At 39.9% G+C, this 22,164-nt stretch carries 19 protein-coding genes; 10 read left to right on the top strand and 9 right to left on the bottom strand.

Annotation, left to right across the window (positions count from 1 at the left end):
• Positions 1-49: 49 nt before the first annotated feature.
• The 4 genes from ACQ2HE_RS04530 (at position 50) to rnhA (ending at position 2,861) form a co-directional block, all read left to right on the top strand.
• A complete protein-coding gene (locus ACQ2HE_RS04530) occupies positions 50-856 on the top strand; it encodes a choice-of-anchor J domain-containing protein (protein WP_430897942.1) in 807 nt (268 codons plus the stop codon).
• A 28-nt stretch (positions 857-884) separates the two neighbouring features.
• Positions 885-1,595: a choice-of-anchor J domain-containing protein gene (locus ACQ2HE_RS04525; protein WP_430897944.1), complete on the top strand. Its 711-nt coding sequence runs from the start codon at positions 885-887 to the stop codon at positions 1,593-1,595.
• Positions 1,596-1,657: 62 nt separating this feature from the next.
• Positions 1,658-2,380 carry a YiiX/YebB-like N1pC/P60 family cysteine hydrolase gene (locus ACQ2HE_RS04520; RefSeq protein WP_430897946.1) on the top strand — a complete coding sequence of 241 codons (723 nt, stop codon included), beginning with the start codon at positions 1,658-1,660 and terminating at the stop codon, positions 2,378-2,380.
• Between the two features lie 7 nt (positions 2,381-2,387).
• On the top strand, positions 2,388-2,861 hold the full coding sequence (gene rnhA / locus ACQ2HE_RS04515; RefSeq protein WP_430897948.1) for a ribonuclease HI: 474 nt from the start codon (positions 2,388-2,390) through the stop codon (positions 2,859-2,861).
• 79 nt (positions 2,862-2,940) lie between these two features.
• Here rnhA and ACQ2HE_RS04510 read toward each other — a convergent pair whose 3' ends face one another.
• On the bottom strand, positions 2,941-3,501 hold the full coding sequence (locus tag ACQ2HE_RS04510; RefSeq protein WP_430897950.1) for a DUF6580 family putative transport protein: 561 nt from the start codon (positions 3,499-3,501) through the stop codon (positions 2,941-2,943).
• 65 nt (positions 3,502-3,566) lie between these two features.
• Positions 3,567-4,787 (bottom strand): mannose-6-phosphate isomerase, class I, encoded by a 1,221-nt coding sequence (gene manA, locus ACQ2HE_RS04505; protein WP_430897952.1) that lies wholly within the window; start codon positions 4,785-4,787, stop codon positions 3,567-3,569.
• Positions 4,788-4,842: 55 nt separating this feature from the next.
• On the opposite strand from manA, the gene ACQ2HE_RS04500 reads away from it, so the two are divergent.
• The gene (locus tag ACQ2HE_RS04500) at positions 4,843-5,202 is read left to right on the top strand and encodes a YraN family protein (RefSeq protein WP_430897953.1); all 360 of its coding nucleotides are present in this window, start codon (positions 4,843-4,845) and stop codon (positions 5,200-5,202) included.
• Here ACQ2HE_RS04500 and ACQ2HE_RS04495 read toward each other — a convergent pair.
• Entirely contained in the window at positions 5,190-5,699 is a 510-nt protein-coding gene (locus ACQ2HE_RS04495; RefSeq protein ID WP_430897954.1) for a YkgJ family cysteine cluster protein, read from the bottom strand. The genes ACQ2HE_RS04500 and ACQ2HE_RS04495 overlap by 13 nt on opposite strands.
• A gap of 84 nt (positions 5,700-5,783) precedes the next feature.
• On the opposite strand from ACQ2HE_RS04495, the gene xerD reads away from it, so the two are divergent.
• Together xerD and ACQ2HE_RS04485 are read left to right on the top strand one after the other, a co-directional pair.
• On the top strand, positions 5,784-6,686 hold the full coding sequence (gene xerD / locus ACQ2HE_RS04490) for a site-specific tyrosine recombinase XerD (protein ID WP_430897956.1): 903 nt from the start codon (positions 5,784-5,786) through the stop codon (positions 6,684-6,686).
• 101 nt (positions 6,687-6,787) lie between these two features.
• Positions 6,788-11,008: a two-component regulator propeller domain-containing protein gene (locus ACQ2HE_RS04485; RefSeq protein ID WP_430897958.1), complete on the top strand. Its 4,221-nt coding sequence runs from the start codon at positions 6,788-6,790 to the stop codon at positions 11,006-11,008.
• Here ACQ2HE_RS04485 and ACQ2HE_RS04480 read toward each other — a convergent pair.
• From ACQ2HE_RS04480 to ACQ2HE_RS04470, 3 genes are all read right to left on the bottom strand, one after another.
• Positions 11,005-11,721 carry a creatininase family protein gene (locus tag ACQ2HE_RS04480; protein WP_430897960.1) on the bottom strand — a complete coding sequence of 239 codons (717 nt, stop codon included), beginning with the start codon at positions 11,719-11,721 and terminating at the stop codon, positions 11,005-11,007. The two genes, ACQ2HE_RS04485 and ACQ2HE_RS04480, sit on opposite strands and share 4 nt — an antisense overlap.
• A gap of 65 nt (positions 11,722-11,786) precedes the next feature.
• The gene (locus ACQ2HE_RS04475; protein WP_430897962.1) at positions 11,787-12,812 is read right to left on the bottom strand and encodes a carboxypeptidase-like regulatory domain-containing protein; all 1,026 of its coding nucleotides are present in this window, start codon (positions 12,810-12,812) and stop codon (positions 11,787-11,789) included.
• 23 nt (positions 12,813-12,835) lie between these two features.
• Complete coding sequence (locus ACQ2HE_RS04470; RefSeq protein ID WP_430897964.1) at positions 12,836-14,728, bottom strand: vWA domain-containing protein; 1,893 nt, start codon at positions 14,726-14,728, stop codon at positions 12,836-12,838.
• Positions 14,729-14,816: 88 nt separating this feature from the next.
• Here ACQ2HE_RS04470 and ACQ2HE_RS04465 point away from each other — a divergent pair, with 88 nt between their 5' ends.
• The 3 genes from ACQ2HE_RS04465 (at position 14,817) to ACQ2HE_RS04455 (ending at position 17,557) form a co-directional block, all read left to right on the top strand.
• Positions 14,817-15,419 carry an RNA polymerase sigma factor gene (locus tag ACQ2HE_RS04465; RefSeq protein WP_430897966.1) on the top strand — a complete coding sequence of 201 codons (603 nt, stop codon included), beginning with the start codon at positions 14,817-14,819 and terminating at the stop codon, positions 15,417-15,419.
• A complete protein-coding gene (locus ACQ2HE_RS04460) occupies positions 15,412-16,644 on the top strand; it encodes an energy transducer TonB (RefSeq protein ID WP_430897968.1) in 1,233 nt (410 codons plus the stop codon). Before ACQ2HE_RS04465 ends, ACQ2HE_RS04460 begins: the two co-directional genes overlap by 8 nt.
• Positions 16,645-16,714: 70 nt before the next feature.
• Complete coding sequence (locus tag ACQ2HE_RS04455) at positions 16,715-17,557, top strand: DUF2911 domain-containing protein (RefSeq protein WP_430897970.1); 843 nt, start codon at positions 16,715-16,717, stop codon at positions 17,555-17,557.
• Between the two features lie 45 nt (positions 17,558-17,602).
• On the opposite strand, the gene ACQ2HE_RS04450 is transcribed toward ACQ2HE_RS04455, so the two are convergent.
• From ACQ2HE_RS04450 to ACQ2HE_RS04440, 3 genes are all read right to left on the bottom strand, one after another.
• Positions 17,603-19,324 (bottom strand): sodium:solute symporter family protein, encoded by a 1,722-nt coding sequence (locus ACQ2HE_RS04450; RefSeq protein ID WP_430897972.1) that lies wholly within the window; start codon positions 19,322-19,324, stop codon positions 17,603-17,605.
• 105 nt (positions 19,325-19,429) lie between these two features.
• Positions 19,430-19,600 (bottom strand): hypothetical protein, encoded by a 171-nt coding sequence (locus ACQ2HE_RS04445; protein ID WP_430897974.1) that lies wholly within the window; start codon positions 19,598-19,600, stop codon positions 19,430-19,432.
• Positions 19,601-19,602: 2 nt separating this feature from the next.
• Positions 19,603-22,095 (bottom strand): PIG-L family deacetylase, encoded by a 2,493-nt coding sequence (locus tag ACQ2HE_RS04440; protein ID WP_430897976.1) that lies wholly within the window; start codon positions 22,093-22,095, stop codon positions 19,603-19,605.
• Positions 22,096-22,164 lie beyond the last annotated feature (69 nt).

Below are 22,164 nucleotides of genomic sequence, written 5' to 3'. Positions count from 1 at the left end.
AAAAATCAGTATTTTCACCGTACTTAATTACCAAACTAACCAGCGCATTATGAGAAAATCTACTCTGGGCAAGATAGTATTGTCATTAGTGGTAGTGGGAGTATCGTTTGTTTCCTGCGTTAAGGATGATCCTGCATCTTTGATCCCCCCTCCTGTTCCCGATCAATCGTTTACGGAAGAATTTGACACAGTGGCGCAATCATTCAAACGTGGTTGGGTTCCCATCAACAACAGTAATCCCAAAGGTTCCGGCATATGGGCTCAAGGTGGAGGCTTGCTTCCAATTTTTGCACCTTATTCTTCCAAGGGTACTTATCCGGGCTTTATCGGTGCTGATTATACTTCCACTTCAGGAACAGATGATGTAATTTCAAATTGGCTGATATCTCCAGTAGTTACAATGCAAAACGGTGATAAGATTGTATTCTATACAAGAACTCAATTACTACAAAACTTTTCAGTTTCCGGTGACTCAACTGATTACGGAAACAACCTAGAAGTTTGTATCAACACAAAAAATACCGGAACCAATGTAGGGACGGCCTATGATCCAAAATCAGCCTCCTACAACATTTCAACAGATAGAGGAGATTTCAGTTTAGCATTGTCGATCAATCCACCCGTGTACGACAACGCCAATAAATTCTGGACATATAAAGAATCGCATAGCTTACCTAGTTTATTTGATCCTTTGGCATATCCATCACGTTGGACAAGATTTGAAGTAACTATTGGCGGCTTAAATGGCCCTACCAAAGGACGATTTGCATTCAGATACTATACATTGGATGCCGGTTCGAACGGTAATGGTAGCGCTATTGGAATAGACCAAGTAAGCTATATCAGCAAAAAATAATTCAACCTAACTTAAACTAACTGATTATATGGCAAAGAAACTGTTTCTTTCACTCACTGGTTTGTCGCTAGCAATGGTATTGATAGTGGCTTGTGAGAAGGACGCAAAAACAGATGAGAAATTACCTGCTCCACCGGTGGTGTCCAATTCTTTTGTTGAAGAATTCGATACAGTTGGCAATTTATCTGCAAAAGGTTGGGTAATTGTAAACAACAGTGCTCCTTCAGGCCCAATGTCATGGCGCCAGGGCAAATATGAGTTAGGAGGTAAGTTAGGTAATGATATTGTTGGATTTCCCGCCTATTCAGCTGTATACAATCAAAATGAATTTGCGAGCGTAGATTTGAACTGCGGATCGGATGTTGCTACTTTAAGTGCATGGATCATTACAAAAGAAATTATTGTAAAAAATGGAGATGTATTGAGCTTCTATACGCGTTGTAATGGCGATTATGCCGACCGTTTGCAAGTTAGAGCCAATTACACCACTACCAGTACGAATGTTGGTTCAGGCCCCAATGAAGTGGGAGATTTCTCTACACTTCTATTGGATATAAACCCCAACTTAAACTTAGTTGATTATCCGGTTTCTTGGACAAAGTACAGCATTACTGTTTCCGGTGTTACCGGTACCGTAAAAGCACGGTTCGGATTCCGCTATTTCGTAACTGAAGGTGGACCTAGTGGAGCCAATAGTGATATGATTGGTATCGACAAACTTGAGTTCGTTAGTAAATAAGAAATATTGTTCTTAATTGTGGAAATCGGCCTTTACCGGCCGATTTTTTTATTTTTACATTCATGAAGCGTGTTCTCTCTATACTCGTTGTATGTGCAAGCCTATTATCGGCTTGTTCCGATTCTTCAGAAAAAACAAAAACAGAAGATGTTTCACTGATTGCAGATATTCATGCTATTACTGAAGCGAACGATTCGGTTCTCGCCGATATTAAGTCAAAACTAAAAGAAGGCGATCTTATACTCCGTTCGGGTACGGATTACTCGAGTGAGCAGATCAAAGACATGTCGAAAGAAGACAAATCTTATTCTCATGGAGGTATTGCTCATTTTGAAAACAATCAATGGTTGGTGTATCATATTGAACCGGACTATTTTCTAGTAAAAGACAAAGTGCGAAAGGAGCTGATCGATACTTTCCTGAATAAAGCCCACAACAATGGCTTTGCGCTTGCCCGTTATGAATTGAAAGAAAAGGAAACGCATGAATTTATCAACTATTTAGAGCAGCAATATCAAAAGAAAGTAAAATTTGATATGGCATTTAACTTGAAAACAGATTCAGCCATGTACTGCTCTGAAATGATTACAAAAGGGTTGGATCTTGCCACGCAACATAAATTAAAAATCGAGATACAGCGGCTTACAGATAAGTCGAAATTCAAGATAATAAAACAATACTTTCGTGTTCCCGAAAAAGCCTTTGCTAACATGGAAATTATACCGATTGACCGCTTGTATTTAAATCCAAAATGCACCATTATTCAACGATACACTTATCAATAAAGCGCCAGTGAGTACACAAGAACTAGTGATGTATACCGATGGTTCGTCGAGAGGCAACCCGGGCCCCGGAGGGTATGGAACCATCTTATTTTGGGGAAGTAAACGAAAAGAACTTTCAAAAGGTTTCCGAAGAACCACCAATAATCGAATGGAATTAATGGCAGTGATTGCCGGTCTTGAAGCTTTGAATAAAGAAGGTTTGAGAATTGTAGTTTATTCCGACAGCCAGTATGTAGTAAAAGCCGTTCAGGAAGGTTGGCTGCGCAATTGGATTGCCAACAACTTCAAAGGCGGAAAGAAGAACAAAGATCTATGGTTGAAATACCATGAACTGGCACAAAAGCACACTGTTCGTTTTGTTTGGGTGAAAGGTCATGCCGACAATCCTCATAACAATAGATGTGATGAATTGGCTACAGAAGCAGCCGATGGCTCTCACTTAGAAATAGATGAAGTATTCGAAGAAGAAAATCCTCACTAATCTAAAAAAACAAGAGACTATAAAAACAGAAAAGCCATCATATCTGATGGCTTTCTTTATAAAGAGTATGAAACAATCATTACGCTTTTGATACTTCCCAGCTCTTGTTATTCATGTAATACCAAGAACCAAAAAAGAGGGCTCCAAAAACAAAAGTTGATGCAACGCTTGCATAATAAAAAGGTAAGCCCAAGGTATAAGTAGCCATCAAACCCGACATTGTTTTAGGGATAATCGTTCCCTCACTCCCTGCCCAAACAGTGAAATTTGAAATTAAGAAGAACCAAGTAGGTGCAATAAATGAAAATGCTGTAAAACTTCCCAAGCTTACTTTACGCATAAAGAAGCCTACAACAACCACACTGGCAATTTCCAGGTAATTTAACCATTGCCCGCTGTAAAAACCTCTTATCGATGTCAATCCATTCAAATAAAGCGCTTGATAAATGGCATCTGAAATAATCATTGAAAAGATGGGTAATGCAAAAGCCCATTTTTTATCCTTGATCAAAGCACCACCAAACAAGGCCAAACCAATTTGTGGAGCAAATCCGAAGGGGCGGCCGGGAATGATTCGGTACAATGCTGCTACCACAATGGCAATAACCAATGAACCGATGATCGACTTCTGTAATTTCATAAATTAACCGAATTGTAAAGCCCAAAAATAGTGTAAATCGGGCTGGTATGAGCAGTGTTGCGGTATTATTTATTCACGGGCTGTGAGTAAGGGACCGTTGCTTTGAAGAGCAGAGACGGCTCTTTTGCCCTAATGGTAATGCGCTCATTTGCAGCAGTTAAAAAGCATTGCCCCTTGTTTAAATGATTGCTTCCGGTTAACCCTTCTAGTTCAACTAAGCCCTTTATTATGATCCAAATTTCAACTGTATAGGAAATCACATTAGCTTGATCGCCCAACTCTAGTGCCAGAGACCTCAGTTCGAAATCTTCGGCAGGGGTTTCATACACAGTTTCTCCCGATTGTACATCTTTGTGAGTGGACAACACTCTTGGCAGGGTTTCGTCGAAAACAACATGTTTAAGTAGCTCTTCAACATCGATGTGTTTATTGGTAAGGCCACCTCGCAATACATTGTCGGAATTGGCCATCAATTCTATGTTCTGGCCTTCTAAATATGCATGCAACATTCCTTGTCCCTGAAAAATAGCTTCACCTGGATTCAAATGAACAATATTGAAAAGATATATTGAAAACAGTCCGCGATCATACCAATTTGGGGTACAAAAGGTTTTATAGGCTCGAGCAGCCCAGAAAGCTTCCTGATCTTTAGTCAATTGCCCCTGCTCATAAAGTGGCAGTATACGATCTATTAAGGGTTTAAGGATGCTATTTACCTCAGATTGGGGCAGTTGCATGACGTATTCGTACACTGCCTTGAATCCGCCATTTTCCAAATATGGTTGAAGAGAAAACAACTCAACATTATTGGCTATTGAATTTTTGATCTTTTGAATAGATTTAAAACCATGAAGTAGCCAAAACTCACTCAAAGCATACATTAACTCCGGTTTGTGGTTCTTGTCTTTGTAGTTGCGGTGAGGGGCCTCAATGGGAACGCCGGCGCTCTCTTCCGCTTCAAATCCGAGTTTGGCTGCAGTTTTAGATGGGTGTACTTGAATCGACAACATGTCTTTCACGTCCAATACTTTCAACAAATAAGGTAAGCTTCCAAACTGTTGGTACACTTTTTCGCCCAAAATCAAGCTGGGAGCTTCCTCAATCCATTTATCGAGCGTGATAGCAGCGTTATTGCTTTTGACTACAATTGAAGGAGCTTTTGAATGAGCCCCCATCCAATACTCTGCGCAAGGTTTCCCTTCTATATTCTGGAATCCAATTAAACTTGGGATAAAGCTTGATCCGCCCCAATTATAATGTTGTACAACGCCCGAAAGTCTGAACATTTTGAAATTACTTTGAGTGATCTTTCTTATTAAACTACAATGTTACAAACTTGTTATGTTTTGTAATCAAGAAACAGGGAAATTAGGTGAAATGCTGGCAACGAAATGGTTGCGGACTGAGGGGTATTCTATTATTACAACCAACTGGCGTTGGCATCCGTATGAAATTGATATTATTGCAGAACGGCAAGGGAAACTTCACCTGATAGAAGTAAAAACAAGAAAAGGCGATAAATACGGACTTCCGGAAGAAGCCGTTTCCAAAAAGAAAATCAAATCTCTGATGAAAGCGGCAGCGCGGTATAGCGAACTACATCCGGAATACAAGAGAATTCAAATCGATATTCTTGCCATCAATCTCCAAAACATTCAAGATCCGGTCTTCTTTTTAATAGAAGACATTTACTTTTTTTGAGAAAAAAGGTCTTTCATTTTCTCAACCAATTTGTAAGTGGCCGGACAATACTCAATGTTCTGTTGGTGAACATGTATGTATTGTTTCATTCTTTTCTTAGTATGATGGGGAAATCCGGCACAATCGGCAGGTCTTACTTCATAGATCGCGCAATAATTATTCTCCAGGTTCAAGAATTGGCAAGGCTCTGTTTTGTTCATCCAGTCGCCGGTGCTGTCTTTACGAAGCCATTTATCACGAAACGCTTTCGGCGTCATGTTCAAATGCTCAGAAATGCGTTTTACATCCTTGGTAGTATAGGTTGGCGACATTGTTTTGCAACAATTGGCGCAGCTTAAACAATCAACTTCTTCCCATACCTCAGCACTCGTTTTTTCAGCAATGGCATCTAGACCACGAGGGGTATTTTTCTCCAATTTGGTTAAAAAACGTTTGAATACAGATTTGTTGTGACGGACTTTCTGTTTAAACGAGCGAAGATTCACGGTTTTGTTCATGTGAGGAGGAATTGCGTTAGTTTTGGACTGCAAATATGCCGAAAAATAGCAAGAAACCCCTACCAATTGAAAAAAAACTGACCTATGTGGGATATTCACAAGAAAGGCTATAAGGCTTGGCTTCAATTAGAGAAATCCTTGTCCGATCATTCGGTAGAGGCCTACTTGCGCGATATAGAGAAACTCACACAATTTCTCAGTGCTGAAAAGATTGAAAAATCTCCCGCTCAAATTAATTTAAAAGACCTGCAGCAGTTTATAAAATGGATCTCTGAGTTGGGTATGACCGATACCTCGCAGGCCCGCATTATTTCGGGTATTCGTTCTTTTTATAAATTCTGCTTGATAGAGCAGATTTCTCAAGAAGATCCCACTACCCTACTTGAAGCACCAAAACTAAAAAGGAGTTTGCCCGATGTGCTAAGTACAGAAGAAATTGAATCCATTCTATCTCAAATCGATAAAAGCAAACCGGAAGGGCATCGCAATAGTGCTATGCTGGAAACTTTGTATAGTTGCGGATTAAGGGTAAGTGAGCTGGTACAGTTGAAATTATCGCATTTATTCTTGGACGTTGGATTTATTCGGGTAATAGGAAAGGGCGACAAAGAGCGTTTGGTTCCCATTGGGAAACATGCCATAAAAGAAATTCAGTATTATAAACAATACGTTCGGGCTCATGTAGAGCCTAAGCCAGGATTTGCAGATACTGTTTTTTTAAACAACAAAGGCGCCGGTTTAAGCAGAGTAATGGTGTTCCTAATCATTAAAGACCTGGTTAAAAAAGCCGGCATTAAGAAAACTGTTTCTCCGCACAGTTTTCGACATTCATTTGCCACCCATTTGGTTGAGGGTGGTGCTGATTTAAGGGCGGTACAAGAAATGCTTGGGCATGCAAGTATAACCACTACTGAAATTTATACGCATTTGGATCGCGAATTTTTAAGACGAACACTGGAGCATTTTCATCCCGCTTTTACCCGCTAAAAATATTTTATCTATACCTAAGTGTTTATTTGTAGGGCAGAATAAAGAGAACGGTACTACGTTTGCATATATAATAAAGATTTGTATATCATTCTTAGCCCATGGTTTTCAAGCTGTCACCGTCGACAATCCTAACAATAATTGGAATAGCTATTTCCAGATTGAAGTCTCATGCATCTTATCTTGGCGAGATAACAATCCTAGGTTTAATTAGCAGCTTATTTGCCCTTTCAGCAAAGAGCCAAACAGGACATTTACGTTTCGAACATTTTACCAATAATGATGGACTTTCGCATAACAATGTTATCTGTGTATTACAAGATCAGCAAGGATTTATTTGGCTAGGCACTCGAGATGGTTTAAATCGATTTGATGGGTACAACTTTAAAGTATTTCGCAATGAACCTTCTGACCCCAAATCAATCAATGGTAATTTTATTAATTCAATTGTTGAAGATAAGCTCGGAAATATCTGGGTAGCAACCGCAAGTAATGGGCTGAGTAAATTCAATAAGTACAAAGAAGACTTCGAACAATACCATGCAGGTACCGGCCAGAATGATCTCACCAGCAATCGAATCATTAGTTTAGCTGTTGATTCTTCAAATAGGGTTTGGATTGGTACTGAAGATGCAGGAATTTGCATCTTCGACCAAAAGCAAAATAAATTCAGCAATTTTAATCCAATCAAAAATCTCTATCCGGCAAAGAATCGTTATATCCAGACGATCATGTGCGATAACAAGAATAGAATTTGGATGAGTATTTTTGGAGAAGGTCTTGGTTGCTATGACATTAATTCCGGTCAATTTAAATTATATACTCACTCTGCTGCTGACAAAAAATCAATTTCTTCAAACAATATTTTCTCTTTATTTCAAGATAAAAAGGGAAACATCTGGGTTGGAATGGACAAAAGTGCCATCAATCGTTTTAACGAAGAATTGAACGATTTCGTGAAGTATGATTACAAGCCTCCTGTAAATACAATTATCGCTACTTCAATTTATTCTATTGGACAAGACTCCAATGGATACATGTGGTTTGGTACAGAAAATGGCGGATTGAGTATCTATAATCACAATACCGGACAGTTCGTTAATTATATTTACGATGAAATAAACGAGACCAGCCTCAGTAATAATTCAGTTTACACTACTTACTGCGACCGGAAAGGAAACATGTGGGTGGGCACATTCTCAGGAGGAGTAAATTTCTATAACAAGAGTTATAGCAATTTTGTACACTACAAACATAGTCTATCTGAAAACAGTCTCACACACAATACGGTGTTATGCTTTGAAGAAGACCGAAACAAGAATATTTGGATTGGAACTGATGGAGGGGGTGCGGATCTATTTAATCCCAAAACAGGGAATTTCACCCATTTTAAATACGACCCCAAACGGCCTACCAGTGGCATTTCAGGAAACTATGTTCTATGTATTATGGAAGACCATGAAGGCAAGGTTTGGTTTGGAACCTGGGGTGATGGTATTACTGTTTACGACCCAAGAACAAAGAAGTTCAATTATTTTAAGAACGATCCCTCTAATACAAAATCTGTTGGAGGAAATTATGTTTGGACGATTTTCGAAGACAAAGAACACAATATTTGGATCGGCACCCATGGAGAAGGATTGGATAAATATGATGCTAAAGCAAAAACCTTTAAACATTACAGGCCCGATAAAACAAATCCAAACAGTATCGGAACATTAATTATTCATGCAATAGTTGAAGATGAAAATGGCAATTTTTGGATTGGTACCGATGGAGGGGGGATAAATTATTTTGATAAAAAAACAGAGGTCTTTACAAAATATGAGCACACTCAAAAGAAGAACAGCATAAGCGACAATTCCGTCAATTCACTACTACTGGATTCACTGGGAAATCTTTGGGTAACAACCTTGAATGGCTTGAACTATTTTAATACGAAAACAAAGGAGTTCAAGGCCTATACAACAAAAGAAGGGCTTCCCAACAATGTTACATATGGGATAATTGAAGATGAAAAGAACTTCTTATGGATAAGTACAAACAAAGGAATTTCAAGATATGATCTGAAAACAGGAACCATCAAGAACTATCGAAAATCAGATGGCCTTCAGTCGGATGAGTTTAAAGAAAGTGCCTATTTAAGAACCAGTGATGGCACGATCTTTTTTGGAGGAATCAATGGATTTACCGCTTTTCACCCTCAATTACTACGTCTTTACAACTATGAGCCTCAAATTGTATTGACAAACTTTGAAATCTTTAACAAAGAAGTACCGGTTAGTTCCTCAAAAAATGAAACGCCTTTACTACTAGCAATCAACTCTATAGAACACCTCAAAATTCCGTATGAAAGTAATGTAATCTCATTTGAATTTGCTTCATTGGATTATAGCTCCACCGATAATAAACAATATGCCTATAAATTAGATGGCTTCGATAAGGTTTGGAACTATATAGGAACCGAGCGAAAAATCACCTACACCAAACTGGATCCCGGAGTGTACACCTTACAAATCAAAGGAACCAATAATAATGGTAATTGGTCTGCCAATGTGAAGAAAATAGTCATTGAAATTGTTCCTCCTTTTTGGTTGACATGGTGGTTCAAACTACTAATTGCGAGCGCCGTAATTGGTGCTAGTTTAGGATTATACGCATGGCGTATCGAAAGCATTCAAACCCAAAAAGAAACGTTGGCACAGCAAGTTCAAGAGCGGACCTATCAGCTTGGCGTTTCAATGGAAGAAGAAAAACGCTCCCGTCATGAGGCAGAACAAGCGAATAAGGCTAAAAGTATTTTCTTGGCCACCATGAGCCATGAAATTCGGACACCTTTGAATGGTATTATTGGAATGAGTTCTCTACTATCACAGACAAAATTGAGTACTGAACAGCAAGGTTATACAAGCACGATACAGAGTTGCGGAGAAAGCTTATTGGGAGTCATCAATGATATCCTTGACTTCTCGAAAATTGAATCAGGAAAAATGGAATTAGAGAAAAAGGAATTCCATCTTCGCACGGCTATTGAAGAAGTACTGGATATATTTGCTACTAAAGCTGCGCAATCGGGTATCGACTTGATTTACTTCATAGATGCCGATGTGCCGGAGTTCTTAATTGGTGATGTAGTACGAATCAAACAAATATTAATTAACCTGGTAGGTAATGCCGTAAAGTTTACTGAAAAGGGAGAAGTATTTATAAATATTACCAAATTAGGTGACTCGAAAGATTTGGCGATCCTTTTTGAAGTCAAGGATACCGGCATTGGTATTCCTGAAGAAAAGATGAATCGATTGTTCAAAGCGTTCTCACAAGTCGACTCTTCCACTACCCGAAAATATGGTGGAACAGGATTAGGGTTGGTGATATGCGAGAAGCTGGTGCAAATGATGGGAGGAGAAATAAATGCAAGAAGTACGGTTGGCAAAGGATCGACCTTCCAGTTCAGTATTTTAACTACAGAAGGTGTAAGCAAAGCTTTGCCGAATGCTCTAGATCATACTATCATAGAGCACAAAAAGGTATTGGTAATTGACGACAACAGTACTAATAGAACCATTCTTCAATTCCAACTGAAGCAATGGAATATGGAATCGAAGGAAGCGGCTCATGGTGAAGATGCATTGAAAATATTAGAAGCAGGTTATCGACCCGATATCGTAATTACCGACATGCACATGCCGAAAATGGACGGTGTAATGTTAGCAGAACAAATTAAAAAGAACTATCCCGACATACCAGTAATGTTGCTAAGTTCCATTGGAAATGAATCGGACAAGAGCATACAGCATTTGTTTGATAGCATTCTGAGTAAACCGGTAAAACAATATTTACTTAAGCAGCAATTGGTGGCGCTCTTCCACAAAGATGTTGAAGTCATCGAGCCGGAAGTTGAAACCGTTCCATTGGCTAGCCTTAGTGAACAATTCCCACTACAAATATTAATTGCAGAAGATAATCCCATCAACCAGCAATTGGCCTTAATTGTACTAACCAAGCAAGGCTACGATCCTGAAATTGCCAATAACGGTTTAGAGGCAGTTGAAATGATGCAGGCAAAAGCCTACGATCTTATTTTCATGGACGTTCAAATGCCTGAGATGGATGGATTGGAAGCAACACAAAAAATCAGAACCTTACAAATTCAGCAACCCATCATTATTGCCATGACCGCAAATGCCATGCAAGGTGATCGGGATATTTGCTTAAATGCAGGAATGGATGATTATGTAAGCAAACCTGTTAAACCTGAAGAAATTGCGGCCCAAATTAAAAAATGGGGAGCACAAGTGAGCGCCAAAGCCGCCGGCTAAAACTTCAAATTGTTAATCCAGTTTTTTGCGTATTTTTTTGCGCTTATTGAAAGCAATTTTCCCAATTCAGCAGTTGCGAGACTTGGATGCACACCATTTACGCCCAATACGGTAGTGTTCTCATTGTTTGGATATACACTGAGATCAACCAAATTTGGGTAGTAATGCAACATGATGGAAGTCTCGTTTTGAGCTGCATGGTCGTTCATAAAATTCCACACTGGTCTTTGTTCGTCTTTGATCCCGAAAAGTTTTAGTTCAAATTCCTTTTCCCAAGCCTCGCATTTATTCGCCCAAAGTCGACGTGAGGGTCCGTGCCCATCAGCCATAACGGCTTTAAATCCGGCTCGTTTTAATTGCAGGAGTATCGAATACAACAATTGTTCAAACTGTTCATTTGAAATCCAATAAGCGGAACCGGGAAGTTGTTGAGGCGGATTCGTGGAAGCGGCATAGTCCATTCCAATTAATTCAAGCCCATCATCAGTTATCATTTTTCGATCAGGCCCTAAAAAAAGGGGCGGTAAAACCACTCCCCCACATTCCTGTGCCAGTTCTAAAAACAATGCTTCCGATTGCAACGCGTCTGAACCCAGTGGTAAATGAGTGCCATGCCACTCTAATGTACCCAAGGGCAAATACGCTAAAGGCAGTTCAGTGATTCGTTGAAGAAACTGATCAGGTTTGAGTTCGAAGTATTTTACCGTATTCATGAAGTTTGATTTCAGCATTTAAATGTAGGAAAAGCAATTCAAATGCATCGATCTCTTCTCCCCTTTTACGATTGCAGCACTAATTTCGTAGTATAGTTTTTCTTTGTTGCATGATGTGTAATTCGAATCCAATAAACACCCTGCCCCCAGACACTATTGGTGGGCACTGACAGAATGCTGTTCTTGTTCTCTACTACAATCTGTTTACGTTGAACAATTCTGCCTTTATTGTCGATGATTTCGATTACGGCTTCTCCCAATTGAGCAATGTTGACCTCCAATTGAAAACTTGACCCCGGCGCAACAGGATTGGGGTATACTTTTAATGGCTTTTTCGCGAAGAATTGAGTAAGACTATCGATGGTCGGCTTTTTGATAAAGTTGTACCGATAAGTTGAATAACAAACCATCAAACCACCAACCCTACAACTAAGCCTATTTAAGTCATTTGCGAAAACCACAACAGGTGCCAAGTCCTGTGCCTTACGTTCTAAATACAATACTTGGGAATTGTTAGACGGCGATATATTGTACTCCATTTCGGGATATCCTATTGCTGATATCTTCAACACTATCGAATCTTTCGTTTGTAGCTCTATTCTTACCATACCATTTTCATCGGCTGACTGGTACTTTCCCGTACTACTTATTTGAACACTCGCCCTCGGTATTGCTTCTAAAGTTTTGGAATCCTTTACGGTGAATTCCCAAAAAAAGTTGGTTTCAACTTGCACTCCTTTTGCCGGAATATTCTGCTGTATAGCAGGCTTGATGATTGCCTTTCCTTGCGCCTTAACTTCCTGTGATGAAAACAACCCGGCAACCAAGAGTCCCCACAAATAGCGCCACCCCTTGCTTTTGGTAGCTTCATGGGCAATTAAATTTCGATTTTGTTGTTCGGTGTGCAATTGCGCACAAACCTCACCTTCCGCTCGCATAAAGAAGTCTTGAATTTCACGATCCGACATTTGAGTCATGTCCACCACCGTTTTTTGGCAAGCGGCACAATATCTGCCTTTCTCTACCGGAGTCATTTTACTCCAGTCTTCCGAGCAAGGCGTTTCGATTCTTACTTGATAGGTTGCTTTCATACACAGTAGTTTTAGTTGATTGATTAATGTGAAGCGAGTGATTTACTTTCTCTCTTTTTATCATTCGAAGCCATAGAAGAAGCGAGGTACACCAGACTGATCATTTCCTTTTTATAGCCCTCTTTGTCAAAAGTGCTCGAGGTTCTTGCCAATTCCAATACTTGATCATAAGAGCCGGATTGAACGAATTCAGAACCTCTCAACAACATTCCGAACTCAGCCACTGCTGCCGCCCAACGGAGATTCTCTGATACTTGAAGAATGGTTTTATCTGATTGTTTAATTACTTGATCAAACAAGATGCTTTTATCAGATTCGGGATTTTTATACCTGATTTTTACCGTCATCATTTCTTCTCCTGATGTTCTAACTTGTTTTACTTTCTTTTGATATTTTAAGGCATCCACACTGTCTAGTAAATTGGTGCTTACACCCTGAGGAATTACTTCATAGATGGCTGTAACAGAATGGCCGCTGCCCATTTCGCCTGCATCTTTTTTATCGTTATTGAAATCTTCCTTATTTAAAAGTCTGTTTTCATAGCCAATTAGGCGATAACCTTGAACTACGGCGGGATTAAACTCCACCTGCAATTTTACATCCTTCGCAATGGTGAAAAGCGTTCCACCAAATTCATTCACTAATACTTTTTTCGCTTCACTCAATTGATCAATATAAGCATGGTTGCCATTTCCTTTATCGGCCAATTGTTGCATTTTGCTATCCTGATAGTTTCCGGTTCCATAACCTAACACAGTGAGGTACACCCCTGATTCACGTTTTTGTTCGATCATGCGAACCAATTCATCATCACTAGAGGCACCCACATTGAAATCACCATCGGTACACAAAATCACGCGATTGTTTCCTCCTTTAATGAATTGCTCCTGAGCCACGCGATAAGCCAATTGAATTCCTTGTCCACCTGCAGTGGATCCACCGGCTTCTAACCGATCAAGCGATTCGATAATTTTACTTTTGTTTGCCCCTGAAGTTGGAGTCAAAACCAAACCTGCGTTACCCGCATATACCACGATTGAAACCTTGTCTTGCTCGCGTAATTGCTCGGTAAGCATTTTTAGAGACGCTTTAACCAATGGAAGCTTATTTTCATCGCTCATTGAGCCAGAAACATCAATAAGGAAGACGAGGTTTGATGCAGGCAAATTATCTACCGGAATTTCCTTTCCTTGGAGTCCTACCAATACCAATTGGTGATCGGTATTCCAAGGGCAAATGGCTACTTCTGTATTTACACTAAAAGGATGTTCGCCGTTGGGTTTGGAGTAATTGTATTTGAAATAATTGATCATTTCTTCTACACGAACGGCCCCAGCGGGTGGCAATTGATTTTGCTTGATCCATCGGCGGATATTGCTATATGAGGCCGCATCTACATCAATTGAAAAAGTGGAAAGTGGATTATCGGTCACTTTCAAGAATCGGTTTTCAGTGATATAGCCATAGCCTTCTCTATCTAACTTAGGCTCATAGTGCTGATAATTGCCACTAGTAACCTGAACACCTGGAACCGCGCCAGCTAAGTCATAGCTATACCCTAAATTTCCACGTTTTCTCTCAATGCCTAATGCAGTAACAACAACCTCACTAAGTTTTGCCGTACTTTGAATTAATACAATCGAATAGTTCGTTACACCCGGCTTTATGTTGATTTCTTGCATTTCAAAGCCAACACTATTGACCACCAACTTTTGATTGGAATTGTCAATTGTAATAGAAAAGCAACCATTGGCATCCGCCATTGTTCCTCTCTTTGTATTCTTAACTGTAATACTAGCACCTGGAATAGGTTTACCCTTCTCATCTTTTATACAACCTGTAATTACTTCGGTTGCCCACGCAAAGTTCATTACTAATAAACCAAGCATGGTAATCAAAAACATTTTGTACTTCATAGCGTCATTTTTTTAATGGATGATGTGTTTTTGAGAATTACATAAAGCGATTCAAAAAAATTTCTATCTTGTATGTATAACAGCCATTTTGGGATTTCTAAGAAAAATATCAACCAACCTACAAAGCGATCAAGAACTGGTGCAATCGTTCAAAAAAACGGGCGACTTGAATACACTAGCTTCCTTGTTTGAGCGGTATATGGACCTATTGTACGGGGTTTGTTTGAAGTATTTGAAAGACGAGGAGCTTTCTAAAGACGCCGTAATGCAGGTATTCGAGGGGCTGGGTGAAAAAGTAAAAAAACATGAAATCTCTAATTTTAAAAGCTGGCTGCATACGGTTGCTAAAAACCACTGCCTCATGCAGTTACGTACACCTCGCAACCTGAAAACCACCGAATTCGATGGGGAACGTATGCAATTTGAAGAAGATTCGCATCTGGATGAGGTAATAGCCAAAGAAAAGCAATTGAGCCAAATGGAGCGGTGTTTAGAAACCCTCTCCGAAGAGCAAAAATTGACCGTAACAAAGTTCTATTTAGAAAACAAAAGTTATCATGATATTGCTGCAGAAACCGGAATAGAATGGAATAAAATCCGAAGTTTTATTCAGAATGGCAGAAGAAATTTGAAAATTTGCATGGAGAAAAACGCCGGAGCTGAGCAACCAATAAACAAGAGCCATGAGTGATTCACTTCACCATAAAAAAGAATATACGGCATCCGATATCCAACGATATTGGAGTGGAGCCATGAGTTCTGCAGAACGTCATGCAATGGAAAAAGCCGCACTAAGCGATCCTTTCTTAGCAGACGCGATGGAAGGTTTTGAAGCGGTAAAATCAAGTACTGAAAAAACTGCTGCTACACTCGCTGAACTACGTTCAAAAATCCAGTCAAAGTCGACCTCCTCGTTCAATTGGAAAGCTCTCGCAGCGGCTGCGGTTGTTCTAGTGGCAGTGGGTGTTTATTTTTTAAATTCAGGTGCTGAGGAAAAATCAGTTATTGCAAAAAATGAGCAACCTACGGTAAATGCACCTGCGTTGCTTGATACGCAAAAGTTATCAAACTCAATAATCGACACTACGGCAGCAGTAACTGATAATAATAACGCAAGTATTCAACAAGGAAATTCTACATTTCCTTTAGCTGAGCGGGAGACGAAGAGCGGATCGGCATCGAAAGCTCCGCTTGCAGCCCCTATCAGTGATGCACAAGTGAGTATTCCGCCTGCTAACGCTGAAGCCGGTGCAGCACCAATTGCAAAATCATTGCCTGCAAAAGAGGAATACAAGGAATTTACTGTAAAGAATGAGGAAGGGAAAATACTAGACGATGTTACTGTGGTAAACTTGAGAACCAATGAAAAACTTCCCCAAATAAACGGTCGCTACCGATATAACTTGGCAGATAGCAATGCCCCTATTAGCATCACACATCCCAACTACCAAGGATTGACTTCAAGCTTGAGGCCGGATCAAAATGGAATCGTTTTGAACAACAGAGCCGCTGCTCCTTCAGCCAAAAACTTCAGCAATGTAGGTTCTGAACTTTCGAAAAAGAAAACATCAAATCAACCATTGGTGGTAGGTGGCTTTAAGACCACTGTTATTACGAAAAACAAGGTAAACTATCCCAAAGGCTTAATTCAGGAGGCGGAGCCCGCCGATGGGTGGATCGCTTTTGACGAATATGTGATCAACAATCGAAAAATTATTACAGATAACCCTGAGGGCAAGTTATCGGTGGTAGTATCTTTTGTGGTAAATAAAGATGGTGGCTTGTCCAGTTTTCGGATTGAGCAATCGCTCAATGATCAATTCGACGAAGAAGCCATCCGTTTGATCAAGGAAGGGCCATCTTGGCACCTTCTGAAAGGTAAAAAGGCCAGAGTTATGGCCATTATCCCCTTCTAAGGTAATTTATCAACAAGCAATCGGAGTTTTCATAAAAGGCCGCTACCTTTGCGCAAACTCTTTTTTTGCTATGAAACGACTCTTATTTGTATTGCTTGCAGGTGCATTGGTATGCACAACTGTAAACGCTCAAGGAGTAAAAACTCCCGCTCCTTCTCCCACGGTTTCAATGAAACAAGACTTTGGTCTTTCTTCTATTGAACTATCTTATTCTCGTCCGGCTAAAAAAGGCCGTGTTATTTTTGGTGATCTGGTTCCATTTGGAAAAGTATGGAGAACCGGTGCAAACGGTGCTACCACTCTTACTTTCGGCGATGATGTAACTATTGGTGGAACTTCCGTTAAAGCAGGTAAATACGGTTTGCTTTCTATTCCGGGTGCCACTGAATGGACACTCATTATTACCAAGCAAACCAATGTAACCAGCCCTTCTGCGTACAAGCAAGAAGAGGATGTGGTACGTGTAAAAGTGAAACCAATGGCCCTCCCTAAAAGCATTGAAAACTTCACAATTGAAGTTGGCAATATCAAAGCTGCATCGTGTGAACTTTGGTTGATGTGGGATAAAACAGTGGTTGCATTACCGATTGCTACTGAAGTAGATTCAAAAGTTATGGCTCAAATTAATGAGGCGATGAAATCAGACAACCCTCCTTATTTTGCTGCTGCAGCCTATTACTTGGAAAACAACAAAGATCTCAATAAAGCTTTGGAATGGTTTACGATTGCTGCTGATAAAGACCCCAATGCCTATTGGATTAGCTACCAAAAAGCAAAATGCCTTGCAAAACTTGGTAAGAAAGCCGATGCTATTACCACAGCAAAAGCTTCAATGGCAAAAGCAGAAGAGCAAAAAAATCCTGATTACGTAAAGTTGAATGCAGATCTAATCAAATCGTTGGCAGGTAAATAATATCAAATTAGAATAAAAAGGCTGTTGATGATCAACAGCCTTTTTTTATTGAGCAGACTTTTTTGATTTTAAGAAAGGTTGCAAAAGCACACTGAACAACATCACTCCCACAACACCAATTACATTCAACCACAAGAAAGAAACAATTTTCAAGAAATAGACGGCTATTACCAATACCTCAGCTAACAGAGCGGCATAGAATACGGCATTCCCTTTCACCCATTTGAAATAAAATGCAACAACAAAAATCCCCAGAATAGTGCCATAAAACCAGGAGCCCAGCACATTCACCGCCTCAATTAAACTATTGCCTAAATTGTAAGCAAACTGAGCGGCTATTATACAAAACAATCCCCAGCCAATAGTATAGAGTTTGCTCCATTTGTATTCTTGCTCTTCAGTTAATTGCTTCTTTGCAAACTTCTTGTGGAAATCGACCATTGTACATGAGGCCAATGAATTCAATGCAGCTGCTATGCTTCCCCATGAAGCTAGGAATATGATTGCAATGATCAATCCTACTAAACCTTGAGGGAGATAATCGCCCACAAATCGTAGAAAAATATAATTGGTGTCGTTCCCATCGGTACCCGGATTTGCCTTTTTTACTACTTCTTTAACTGCTTTTCGAGCTGTTTCTGAGTCTTGTTGGTTGATCAGAAGTTGCTCCTGAGCAATGTCTATCTTTTCTCTCTCATTCCCTTTTATCGCTACTGTTAAATTATTGACTAATACTTTTCGCTGTGATTGCAATAGTCGATAGGCGCTATCAGCTTCCACATATTCTTCGCTGTATTTTGAGTTAAGGGTAGTTTTTTGTTGAGCCAAATTGAAGTAGGAAGGCGCTTGATAAAACTGATAAAATGTAAAAACAAAAACACCAATCAGCAAAATGAAAAACTGTAAAGGAACTTTCACCAATCCATTCATCAATAAACTGATCTTGCTTTCCCCCTCGTTCTTAGAAGTAAGGTATCGTCCAACTTGACTTTGGTCGGTTCCAAAATAGCTCAGCGACAAAAACAATCCTCCTAACAATCCACTCCATATATTGTAGCGATCGTTCCAGTCAAACCCCTTTTCTGTAACGCCGGTTGTGATCACGTTTAGTTTTCCCGACTTCCCTCCTATTTCCAGAGCTTCTTTCAACCCCACACCATCTGGCAACATTGTGAGTGCATAATAGCCGGCAACAAACATGGCGGCATAAATTACGATGAACTGAAGTTGTTGAGTATACGCAACTGCTTTTGCACCACCCGTAGTGGTATAAATAATCAAAATGCCACCCATGGCAATATTGGTGAGGTAGAAATTCCAACCCAACATACTGTGAAGTACAATTGAAGGAGCAATTACACTTATGCCGGTAGAAAGCCCTCTCGACATTAGAAACAAGAAAGATGTAAAGGTTCTTGTTTTTAAATCGAACCGTTGCTCTAGCATTTCATAAGCTGTGATCACCTTTAGTTTATGAAACAAAGGAACTAATGTGATACAGATAATGACCATGGCAATGGGTAGTCCAAAATAATACTGTACAAACCGCATTCCATCAGTATAGGCTTGACCCGGCGCTGTCAAAAATGTGACGGCACTGGCCTGGGTTCCCATAATACTTAGTAACACCACCCACCATGGCAATTGTCGGTCGCCTAGAAAATATCCTTCTAGGTTTCTTGAGATTTTACTTTTGTATACACCATAAGCTACTACCAGTGCTAAGGTGAACAAAAGAACCAGCCAATCGAGGGTTGTAAAATTCATGAGAACAAGCGGGTAAACAATGAAAATAAAACTATTTCAATAAAAAGAAACCCAAGCACAGCGATGTACCAGAGGTTCCAGCGATTCTTATTCGAGGTGGAAGGTTCATTCGTCATTTGATCGAGATTTTGAAGCCACACTCATGGCATACATCAAACTAAAGAAAATCCCAATCACCAATCCTACTGACATTCGCTTGATCAATTTCCCTATAATCAAGCCACCAATAATCGCAATGGCGAAAGCAATTCTTGGATTGATATTAGATTTACTCATTCTTAAAATCCTTTTTTCTTATTCAATGCAATCAAATTCGCTAACAAACGATATGCTCCCGGAACTCCGGCGGGAAGTTCCCGGAAGAAAACCAATCCAGTGTAAACAAATTTCCCTTTCCCATAATCGGCAATAATAAGCCCACCTTTCTGAGTTGATTCATTGGGATCTGCCATTGATAAAGGGGTTTGATATTGCCCATCAAATGGTTCGGCAAAATAGATTCCTCTTTCCTGTACCCAACCTTCAAAGTCTGCTTCTGTTATCTTATTGGGATAATTTAGAGCGGGATGATCGGGTAATTCGAATTTAACTTTAGCGGTTTCATCGGTAACTCTGTTTCTAGATACGGTAAAGGGATATGGACCAATGGCCGATTTTGTAGTACTGATGAAGTTATTGGTATTGTACTGTACAATCAAGTTTCCTCCATCTTTCACATAATTCATTAGCGTAGCATATTTTTCAAACATGTACTCATTCACATTGTAAGCTCGAACGCCAGTAATAATTGCATCGAATTGCTTCAAGTTTGCAGGAGTAATGTCGGCTGCCTTTAAGATGGTAACTTCATAGCCCATTTGTTGCAATGCGATCACTACTTTATCGCCGGCCCCTTCAATATATCCTACTTTCTTCCCAACCGTTTTAAGGTCGATATTGAGCACTTTAACTGCATCTTGATAGAAATAATGAATATTGGGGATATGGTCGTATTTTATACTCGTTACATTCAAAAAGGCCGGAATTTCTTCTTTCTTGTTGTTTAAGTTGACAAATGCCTGCACATAATCTTGATCTGTTTTTTGCATAAACTCATTGCTGATGGGCAAAGTATAGTCCTTTTTTAAGCCTTTTATCAGAGAGAAACTGCTATCTGTTGCATTCAACGAATTGGTGCTCATTCTCCCCGCCACATTTGCTTGAAAGCCGGACATATTCTTGTAGGCACTAACAGTTACGGTAATATTGGATTTCTGAATTCCTTGATTCTTTCTAAATATAACAATACTTGGATCGGTACTGATTCCTACGGGTGGTACTACTACTAAAGGTTGATACAATTCTCCTTTAACCGGATCTGTATACTTGTACTGTACCGGTAATGCGTAGTTCAAGTCGAGTCCTGCAATTGATATCGCAGCATTTACGTAATAAGATGCGTCATTTTGAGGGGCCCCTACTTGTTCCTGCTTGTCGATCACAAAACTACCTTTGGTCATTTTTTGCACCATCCAGTAAGGTTGACTGATGGGATCTGTAGAAGAAATCGTCAACGTGATCGGAATAGTCACATTTTCATTCTTCTTCAATGGCTTATTGAAGATTGAGTCTATGGGAGCCAATTTCAATGTATTCAATTTGGCTTCTACACCCAATCTATTATTTAAAGAAACGATTAATTTAATCGAATCTCCTTGTACGGCGTAATTACTATTGGTTGCAGCCTCCATAAACAACCCACTGCAAGCCGCGATCAGCTTTTTTGTTTCATTCAACTTTTGATTCTTCCAATACGAAGCTGGCAATTGCTGAATATCTTTATACAAACTTACAAGTGCCGGAACCGAGTTTTCAGGGTGTGCCAATGAATAGGCTGCAAGAATGGCATCGATTGATTTTTCAATTTTATCGGCCCCAAGCTTACTCCAAGAAGTAACTACCCCGTCCATGATATCTTGCTTGGCTCCTTCACCGGCAACTGGTGTAAAATATTCCATTGAAACTCCTCGCTGAGCCGGCACGCCAAAGCCTTGACTCTTGTGTTGGCTTCTGCTTTCAGCAGCTATTTCACCATAACTTTTACCAAGTATTGGATTGAAAGACCCTACATCCAACTTCAATTGATCTTCAGAAGTAGTATTTGCTCCTCCAAAATTGAAGGTATTCCACATGATTCTTTTTGCTTGCCAAACATTTACTCCTAGCTTCAATTGCTCAGGATATTTTGTAGGATCCGCTGCAGCAAAATAGGCCTCATGAGCTAGTACTGCAGAGCCCGAGTGATGGCCGTGACCAGCCCTTGCATCTTCGGGAAATCGAGTAATGATTACATCGGGTTGAAACTTTCGAATGATCCAAACTACATCACCCAACACTTTTTCTTTATCCCAGGTTTTCAAGGCTTCTTCAGTGGTTTTGGTAAACCCAAAATCAAACGCTCTTGTAAAGTATTGTTCAGCGCCGTCTATTCTTCTGGCGGCTAACAATTCCTGCGTGCGTATCAATCCTAAATCAATGCCTTGCTCATCGCCAATGAGGTTTTGCCCCCCATCGCCACGAGTAAGAGAAAGATAGCCGGTTCTATAAAGACGGTCTTTAGCCAACCACGCAAGCAATCGCGTATTCTCATCGTCCGGATGCGCGGCAATGTATAAAACAGAACCAAGGGTTTTTAATTTTTGAAGAGAAACATAGATATCTGCCGAGCTTGGTGTTTGGGCACTAAGACCAAGTGAGATCAGTAAGCTACAGCATAGGAAAAGTTTCTTCATGCAATCGGTATTTTAAAACAATATTCAAGTTAGGTTTAATATAGCAAAAAGCGGAGTATTGCACCCCGC

Origin of the sequence: Endoryza foliicola, assembly GCF_050589245.1 — a bacterium.
In the GTDB taxonomy this organism is placed as follows: Bacteria; Bacteroidota; Bacteroidia; order Chitinophagales; family Chitinophagaceae; genus Endoryza; species Endoryza foliicola.
Note: the sequence above shows the minus strand (reverse complement) of the source record. Positions and strands in the feature narration are given on the sequence as shown.

What these genes read in the sequence shown, in the direction of transcription:
- ACQ2HE_RS04530 (WP_430897942.1), top strand. Translation starts at nt 50, where the DNA reads ATGAGAAAATCTACTCTGGGCAAGATAGTATTGTCATTAGTGGTAGTG.
- ACQ2HE_RS04525 (WP_430897944.1), top strand. Translation starts at nt 885, where the DNA reads ATGGCAAAGAAACTGTTTCTTTCACTCACTGGTTTGTCGCTAGCAATG.
- ACQ2HE_RS04520 (WP_430897946.1), top strand. Translation starts at nt 1,658, where the DNA reads ATGAAGCGTGTTCTCTCTATACTCGTTGTATGTGCAAGCCTATTATCG.
- ACQ2HE_RS04510 (WP_430897950.1), bottom strand. Translation starts at nt 3,501, where the DNA reads ATGAAATTACAGAAGTCGATCATCGGTTCATTGGTTATTGCCATTGTG.
- manA (WP_430897952.1), bottom strand. Translation starts at nt 4,787, where the DNA reads ATGTTCAGACTTTCGGGCGTTGTACAACATTATAATTGGGGCGGATCA.
- ACQ2HE_RS04500 (WP_430897953.1), top strand. Translation starts at nt 4,843, where the DNA reads ATGTTTTGTAATCAAGAAACAGGGAAATTAGGTGAAATGCTGGCAACG.
- ACQ2HE_RS04495 (WP_430897954.1), bottom strand. Translation starts at nt 5,699, where the DNA reads ATGAACAAAACCGTGAATCTTCGCTCGTTTAAACAGAAAGTCCGTCAC.
- xerD (WP_430897956.1), top strand. Translation starts at nt 5,784, where the DNA reads ATGTGGGATATTCACAAGAAAGGCTATAAGGCTTGGCTTCAATTAGAG.
- ACQ2HE_RS04485 (WP_430897958.1), top strand. Translation starts at nt 6,788, where the DNA reads ATGGTTTTCAAGCTGTCACCGTCGACAATCCTAACAATAATTGGAATA.
- ACQ2HE_RS04480 (WP_430897960.1), bottom strand. Translation starts at nt 11,721, where the DNA reads ATGAATACGGTAAAATACTTCGAACTCAAACCTGATCAGTTTCTTCAA.
- ACQ2HE_RS04475 (WP_430897962.1), bottom strand. Translation starts at nt 12,812, where the DNA reads ATGAAAGCAACCTATCAAGTAAGAATCGAAACGCCTTGCTCGGAAGAC.
- ACQ2HE_RS04470 (WP_430897964.1), bottom strand. Translation starts at nt 14,728, where the DNA reads ATGAAGTACAAAATGTTTTTGATTACCATGCTTGGTTTATTAGTAATG.
- ACQ2HE_RS04460 (WP_430897968.1), top strand. Translation starts at nt 15,412, where the DNA reads ATGAGTGATTCACTTCACCATAAAAAAGAATATACGGCATCCGATATC.
- ACQ2HE_RS04455 (WP_430897970.1), top strand. Translation starts at nt 16,715, where the DNA reads ATGAAACGACTCTTATTTGTATTGCTTGCAGGTGCATTGGTATGCACA.
- ACQ2HE_RS04450 (WP_430897972.1), bottom strand. Translation starts at nt 19,324, where the DNA reads ATGAATTTTACAACCCTCGATTGGCTGGTTCTTTTGTTCACCTTAGCA.
- ACQ2HE_RS04445 (WP_430897974.1), bottom strand. Translation starts at nt 19,600, where the DNA reads ATGAGTAAATCTAATATCAATCCAAGAATTGCTTTCGCCATTGCGATT.
- ACQ2HE_RS04440 (WP_430897976.1), bottom strand. Translation starts at nt 22,095, where the DNA reads ATGAAGAAACTTTTCCTATGCTGTAGCTTACTGATCTCACTTGGTCTT.